The following is a 6,124-nucleotide window of genomic DNA, read 5'->3' as shown; positions in this document are numbered from 1 at the left end:
TCCATTAAGGTAATGATGAATGACTGAAAGCTCAAGGTCGTCTGTGTATTTGGTCATAAAAACACCCCAAAGGTGTCTAACTTTTGGGGTGGTTCATCAAAAAGCGGTCTTTTTTAATTTATTATTCACATCTTATGAAAGGTATATTGAATTTGCAAAATATGCTATTTGACAATCATAATACCTTGATTTTTTATGTATTATAATGATACACACCCACAAACCCCAAATATGCTACAATACCCTAACATTCATTAAATAGAGCTTTAAATACCATGACCTACTCCTTAGACTCTCGTAAAAAAGCTTTGGCGCTCATCAATGACAAAGGCATGTCTTATCGCAAGGTAGCTTCTTTACTTAATGTCTCTACTCGTACCTTACAAAACTGGCAACAAAACATACAGATTAAACCCACCAAAGAAGTAAAGCCTAGAAAGATAGATGATGAGGCATTACTCAAAGATGTAAAAGATTATCCCTACGATTATCTGTATGAGCGAGCAAGACGATTTGGTTGTACTGACATGGGCATTTACAAAGCTTTAAAAAGATTGGGCATTACTCATAAAAAAACAAAATAATACACCCAAAGTCAGACATCAATAAGCAGTTAGAGTATTTAGCTAAACTTACCGCCTATCAAGAGCAAGACTATCCGATCATCTACATGGATGAATCAGGGTTTGAAGCACACACTTATCGTCCTTATGGTTATGCTCCTATTGGTCAGCCTAGCATCTTGTATCATAACTACCAAAACAGCAGGTTAAGGGTTAATGTCATTGGTGCTTTATGTCACAATCAATTGTTTGCTTTGTCTTATCATAAACACCACACCAACACCCAAACGGTTTATGATTGGTTAAAACACACCTTAATTGTAAAATTAAAGCGAAAATGCGCGATTGTCATGGACAATGCTCCTTTTCATAAAAACAAAAGAACCCAAAAGCTACTAAACAGGCATGGACATCGTTTATTGTTCTTGCCTCCTTACTCTCCTGACTTAAACTTGAGTGTAAGATGCTTGATTTAAACAATGACTCATTTATGCATAAAATTATTGGGGGGTATGCTGAAAAATCATCAATCCTTGCCTGGATTAGGTCTATGTTTGATTTTACAAAATCAGCTTCCAGACATATTGGGCATATGATAGTTAACTGTCGAGAAAAGGGTGACCATACGGCGTTAAAATTTTGGGAAAGCTTTTTGAGAGAAGAAGAAAATCACTGGAAGATATATTCCAATATATTCCAATACATTGGTCTTAATATTCATGATGAGTTAGGTAAACCGTTGAATCCACATGTGGAGCAATTTGTAAATTTTATGAAGCATTCTGCGGATAAATCAGAATCTCATTATGCGGCCTTATTATTTATGATAGAAACAGGTCCCGGGGTAGAGTCACTTGATCAAGACCCTCAATTTTTCTCATTAGTGAAGCACTATGATTTCCCATATGAAACAGTAAAACCATTATTTTTGCATACAAAATTAAATGATGACATAGGTCATTCCGAGGTATGGAGAAAGGTAATTTGCAAACAAGAATTTTACGATATTAATATTGCCAATGATATTATTCGTGGAGCATTAAATCACTTGGAAATATCTCAGAAATGGATTAATTCTCTTGAAAGAATATGAATTAAGGGTTTTTGATAATCCTATTTGCAGTTCTTTACCCTGCATACATACTATCAAATGTTCTAAAGCTCCTTCAACTGCGGTAGGTAGCGGAAAAAACAACCTGCAACGAGAGAAGAGTGCTATTTCTGAAGCTTTGGAGTGGGATACTATGTTCGATATGGAAGCGGATTTTATAGGAATATATAGCAGGAATAATGAGTTAATGATTAATCCCTCTTTGTTTGGTCATGCCATTGATATATCGGGCAAAGGTATCGACTGGGTATTATGTAAAAATTTAAAAGGAAAGGAGCGTCTAATACATAGACCAACGAGAAACACGAAAAATTTTTATGCATATACTCATACTTCAAATGGAATATCGGTCCACAAGTCTTTAGAACTTGCAAGAAATTCTGCATTTATGGAGATTGTAGAAAGGTCTTATGTGACTTTATTTTGGAATGGGAAGAGAAAAGCCAAAAGACTACTAAAGCCCTGCTATTTTGACCGTTATATATCTATTATTGAGAGTAAGGGGTTTTTAGTGGAATTTTTCTCTATTGGGGATGAATTCTATCATGTAGTAATGTCTGTTATTTATAATAGAAGTGAGTTGATGGTGACTGGATTTAAATGCTCACCAAATATCATGCAATCTATACAAGGTGCTTTTTATGAAGCTATTCAGGTCTTGGAGGCCTTCTATCTCGGAGGGCGAGATTTTTTACATGAGAATCAAAAGTGGCTATTATCTAAAAAAGGTCATCAGTTATTAAGAGATAAAATTAACACTGGTTCAAACAAGGTAAAAATAAATCCTGATCTTGACCAAGTATTCTTTAGAGATTTGGATTTGGACGGTTTATTTTATACCGAATGTTTTGTATTAGGACTCCCAATTAACTATGAAACCAGTAAAAAGAACAATGAATTTTGGCCAATATAAAACATATTGAGCCATGCTTTCACAATAAAGAGAATGTTTATCAAATGAATAGGGAATAAATTATGAGGCTTTATCAAGGAAATCTCATATTGCTTTTAGGATCTTTGTCATTTTTAAGTGGGGTTTGTAGCGGTGCTTTATTGGTTCTTGGCACTTATTATGCCAGCGACATTGGTGGGGGTTCTTATGTTTCATTCTACTTTGCTACTTATATCATAACAAGTATAATGGTTAATTTCTTTTTAAAAACTTGGATGGTTTCATGTATTCCAACCACGCTCTTATCGTCTGCTTTTTTAATTAGACTGTCCTTAAGCCTTCTCACCATTTTTATCCTTGTTTCTTTTGACCAAAAATTGATGGTATTATTTTTAATATCGCTTAGTGCTTCCATTCCAGATTCTCTAATAAGAGTAGCATATCCAACCTATATTAAAAATACATTTGAATCGAAAAGTCTGCAAAAAATTAATTCAGACTATTCGGTAACTAGACAGGTGGGCTATATTGTTGGTCCTGCTATTTCTGGTTTTATCATTTATCATTCTGTTGTTACTATTGTGTGTTTAATGGGATTGATTTCGCTTCTTATGATGAAAATAAATTTGATGATTCCTAGGGTGGATGAGTACAAGAGTAACATAGAGCGGATGCTCACTAATGCCAAAACTCAAGAGTCGATGTTTTTATACTTAATAAAAAGCAAAAACATATCCCTATATGTGAGTTATTATATTTTATTATTGATTGGATTTACTATGCCGGCTAGCCTAGCCCCTTTGATGGTAGGTTATTTAAAATACAGCTCAAAAGAGTTGGGGATAGCAGAGGCTTTTTTCTCTTTAGGTTCTTTTGTTGGGGCGATAGTATATAGAAAGCTAAATAATCAAGTTGCCGCATTGTCTATGCTATTTTTCGCTTCTTTATTAATTCCTTTTATGAATTTTAGCAATGCCCTATTAATCTATGGAATCTTACTTGCAGTTGGTATATTACTACAAAGTTCAATTTTTATATTTACCAAATTACAAACAGCCGTCGCATCGGAGCGGTTTGGCGAGATAATTTCAAGTCTCTATCTATACGCATCCATCTTATCAGCTTTGTATATGGCGATGATCAGCATTAATTCCATGTTGTTTATCCATGGATCCTACTATTTTATATCCTTTCTTGTGCTGTTAAGCTTTTTAAGTTATGTTATTTATCTCAAAGGAAATGGTAATGTTATTTAACAAAATAATCTATTTAAATGAGTTTAGTAAAGTATCAGAAAGTAGTTGCGGTAGGTTTGTAAAAAAGGAAAGTCGAAGATGTTTAAGGGGCGAGATAGAGGTGTTAATCAAATTAACACAGTGTCCCTATATCCCAAAATTGATAGATGTCGTTAACCACCAAGGAGTAATTCTCGAAAGACTACATCCTGCCCCAAAAAATACTTCACGAAAAAACATTTCAAGAATATATAGATATATTCTTGAGTATATTGCAGACAATCAAATATTTTTCAATTTGCATCGTTTTGATTTAAATTTCATTAAAAATACCATAGTTGGCATGGAAAAAGAGGTTGGCCGGTGTATTCATTTACAATATATTTTTGATTTAAATTTTTTAATGCATACTACAAAAAATGCAATTGATATTATTGAAAAAAAACAATATGACATATAAAAATTTTTATTTACTACATGGGGATCTGCACATAGGAAATATCATGATGGGCGATAAGCATTTAAAGATAATTGATTGGGAGGATGCTATACTATTTCCTAACAATATTGAAGAAAACACCGATTTGCATTATCTTTATCAAGTTTACCGACTTCTTTTGTTTATAATGGATTTTTTAGAATATGGAAATTATGAATTATTGCTATCTCAAAAAAATAAAATAAAGAAATGGTCAGATAAAATACTAAGGGATTACCAAAAAATAATGTCTTGATACCCCCTTTTTTTTGCAGATTCAACTGAGTATATTGAGCGAATGGTTAGTTACATCTAGCATTAATAAATGAATTAACCTCTAATAATGCATCGGCTTTATTAATATTAACCTTTGTGACTTTAATCTTTTGCTTTTCCAAAGCTAAAACTGCTTTTGGTTGATGAAATTCCTTATTAACAGTGGATTTTCTTTGCTGACTCATATTACTACTCCTTGTTTTAACTTTTCAACAAATATTAAATGTAATCAAAAATTCCATCCAATCGCATATCGGTAAATGATATGCTGAAATAAATCTAGTGCAAAATAAAGAAAATTTCAAATATTTTTTGATTTATTCTATGAAAAAAATGACAGCATCCATAATTAAAGAATAATATCAATAAAGCTAACTCTATTGATATTATTTATGACAAACAAGTATCAAACTGTTGGATACATCAGAGTATCTAGCACCGACAAAAATACCGAGCGGCAGCTGGACGGCATTACTCTTGATAAAGTATTTACGGACAAGATGACTGGGTCAAGTCATGAAAGACCACAATTAAAAGCCATGATTGATTATGTGCGACATAGCGATACGGTCATTGTGCATAGTCTTGACCGTATGGCAAGAAACCTAGAAGATTTGCTACACATCATCAACCAGCTACACGAAAAGGGCGTTATTTTCAAATCCATTAAAGAAAATTTAACGCTCGATGGTTCTCAGCCTAGCCCTATGGATAAATTCCTACTGCACATCTTAGGTGCGGTGGCGGAGTTTAACCGCTCTTTAATTCGTGAAGCTCAAAGAGAGGGTATTGCCAAAGCGAAAGCAAGGGGTGCGTATAAAGGCAGAAAACCAGCGTTGAGCAAAACCCAAATTAAAGAGCTTGAGGAAATCATTGAAGCAAAAAACAGCTCGATTGATGAATATAAAGCACTTACTTTGCCAAAAATTGCTGAGCAGTTTGGTGTGAGTCTGCCGACATTGAATCGCTATATAGCAAAAATTAAATCTGCTAAGGGTTAGGATGATTGTGTTTATTGTGTTTTTCTGGCGACTCTTTCGTTGAAATATAACCAAGTTAAAATAAGGCTTTCTTAGCGGTAACGGTAGGTGATCTCATAAAAAATCTTTAAAGACTGATTGAAAATGATTTAAAAAACACATCAATATTGAATAAATGGGCTTTGATTGAAACTGTTTTGACCAACTCAAAAATTTGTTTCAAATTGAGCATTCTCGTCATCGTAGTCTTACAGATTTTATTAGTCATCTTTTGTCTGCTTTGACTGCTTATTTTGCCTCCTGTTAAACCGTCTTTATGTTAAATGCTTATGCCGGATTCATGTTAATTAGCCAGGAGGATGAAGATAGGCTCATATCGCTTGGTGTAAGTGCAAATTAATTTGCTCTTTATTCTATCATGATTGTAGTAGTGTATGTATTCATCAATCACTTGTTTAAGCTTGTCAATGGAAGTAAATCTTCTTTGATTTTTGTCATGAAAGAATATCTCTTCTTTTAATGCACCTTTGATACTCTCTGATTTGAATGCAATATTGGTGCTTCATCTGCTTTAAACTTAGTCAAAGCA

General features: G+C 33.5%; 10 protein-coding genes and 1 pseudogene. 9 read left to right on the top strand and 2 right to left on the bottom strand.

Annotation, left to right across the window (positions count from 1 at the left end):
- Window positions 1-275: 275 nt before the first annotated feature.
- From M2R47_RS08955 to M2R47_RS08930, 7 genes are all read left to right on the top strand, one after another.
- Window positions 276-584: an IS630 transposase-related protein gene (locus M2R47_RS08955; protein ID WP_249102284.1), complete on the top strand. Its 309-nt coding sequence runs from the start codon at window positions 276-278 to the stop codon at window positions 582-584.
- Window positions 581-1,039 carry an IS630 family transposase gene (locus M2R47_RS09670; protein WP_418001196.1) on the top strand — a complete coding sequence of 153 codons (459 nt, stop codon included), beginning with the start codon at window positions 581-583 and terminating at the stop codon, window positions 1,037-1,039. The genes M2R47_RS08955 and M2R47_RS09670 overlap by 4 nt, the downstream gene beginning before the upstream one ends.
- Window positions 1,027-1,656 carry a hypothetical protein gene (locus M2R47_RS08950; RefSeq protein ID WP_249102283.1) on the top strand — a complete coding sequence of 210 codons (630 nt, stop codon included), beginning with the start codon at window positions 1,027-1,029 and terminating at the stop codon, window positions 1,654-1,656. Before M2R47_RS09670 ends, M2R47_RS08950 begins: the two co-directional genes overlap by 13 nt.
- A complete protein-coding gene (locus M2R47_RS08945; protein WP_249102281.1) occupies window positions 1,643-2,587 on the top strand; it encodes a YcaO-like family protein in 945 nt (314 codons plus the stop codon). Before M2R47_RS08950 ends, M2R47_RS08945 begins: the two co-directional genes overlap by 14 nt.
- Before the next feature lie 62 nt (window positions 2,588-2,649).
- Entirely contained in the window at window positions 2,650-3,822 is a 1,173-nt protein-coding gene (locus M2R47_RS08940) for an MFS transporter (RefSeq protein ID WP_249102270.1), read from the top strand.
- Entirely contained in the window at window positions 3,812-4,261 is a 450-nt protein-coding gene (locus tag M2R47_RS08935) for a hypothetical protein (RefSeq protein ID WP_249102268.1), read from the top strand. The genes M2R47_RS08940 and M2R47_RS08935 overlap by 11 nt, the downstream gene beginning before the upstream one ends.
- Complete coding sequence (locus M2R47_RS08930; protein WP_335341988.1) at window positions 4,221-4,535, top strand: phosphotransferase; 315 nt, start codon at window positions 4,221-4,223, stop codon at window positions 4,533-4,535. The genes M2R47_RS08935 and M2R47_RS08930 overlap by 41 nt, the downstream gene beginning before the upstream one ends.
- 46 nt (window positions 4,536-4,581) lie before the next feature.
- Here the strand turns inward: M2R47_RS08930 and M2R47_RS08925 are convergent, their stop codons facing one another.
- Window positions 4,582-4,740 (bottom strand): hypothetical protein, encoded by a 159-nt coding sequence (locus M2R47_RS08925; protein ID WP_249102263.1) that lies wholly within the window; start codon window positions 4,738-4,740, stop codon window positions 4,582-4,584.
- A 207-nt stretch (window positions 4,741-4,947) separates the two neighbouring features.
- On the opposite strand from M2R47_RS08925, the gene M2R47_RS08920 reads away from it, so the two are divergent.
- Together M2R47_RS08920 and M2R47_RS08915 are read left to right on the top strand one after the other, a co-directional pair.
- Window positions 4,948-5,556 carry a recombinase family protein gene (locus tag M2R47_RS08920; protein WP_249102261.1) on the top strand — a complete coding sequence of 203 codons (609 nt, stop codon included), beginning with the start codon at window positions 4,948-4,950 and terminating at the stop codon, window positions 5,554-5,556.
- Window positions 5,557-5,699: 143 nt separating this feature from the next.
- Window positions 5,700-5,827: pseudogene (locus M2R47_RS08915) on the top strand (transposase); the annotation flags it as partial.
- Window positions 5,828-5,878: 51 nt separating this feature from the next.
- On the opposite strand, the gene M2R47_RS08910 reads toward M2R47_RS08915, so the two are convergent.
- Complete coding sequence (locus M2R47_RS08910) at window positions 5,879-6,067, bottom strand: IS3 family transposase (protein WP_418001195.1); 189 nt, start codon at window positions 6,065-6,067, stop codon at window positions 5,879-5,881.
- Between the last annotated feature and the right edge of the window lie 57 nt (window positions 6,068-6,124).

The organism is Moraxella oculi (assembly GCF_023336735.1).
Classification (GTDB): Bacteria; Pseudomonadota; Gammaproteobacteria; order Pseudomonadales; family Moraxellaceae; genus Moraxella; species Moraxella oculi.
This window is presented reverse-complemented; position numbering and strand designations above follow the sequence as displayed.

Coding starts and splice junctions, on each gene's coding strand:
- M2R47_RS08920 (WP_249102261.1), top strand. CDS start 4,948: ATGACAAACAAGTATCAAACTGTTGGATACATCAGAGTATCTAGCACC.
- M2R47_RS08940 (WP_249102270.1), top strand. CDS start 2,650: ATGAGGCTTTATCAAGGAAATCTCATATTGCTTTTAGGATCTTTGTCA.
- M2R47_RS08930 (WP_335341988.1), top strand. CDS start 4,221: ATGCAATTGATATTATTGAAAAAAAACAATATGACATATAAAAATTTT.
- M2R47_RS08955 (WP_249102284.1), top strand. CDS start 276: ATGACCTACTCCTTAGACTCTCGTAAAAAAGCTTTGGCGCTCATCAAT.
- M2R47_RS08935 (WP_249102268.1), top strand. CDS start 3,812: ATGTTATTTAACAAAATAATCTATTTAAATGAGTTTAGTAAAGTATCA.
- M2R47_RS08950 (WP_249102283.1), top strand. CDS start 1,027: ATGCTTGATTTAAACAATGACTCATTTATGCATAAAATTATTGGGGGG.
- M2R47_RS08925 (WP_249102263.1), bottom strand. CDS start 4,740: ATGAGTCAGCAAAGAAAATCCACTGTTAATAAGGAATTTCATCAACCA.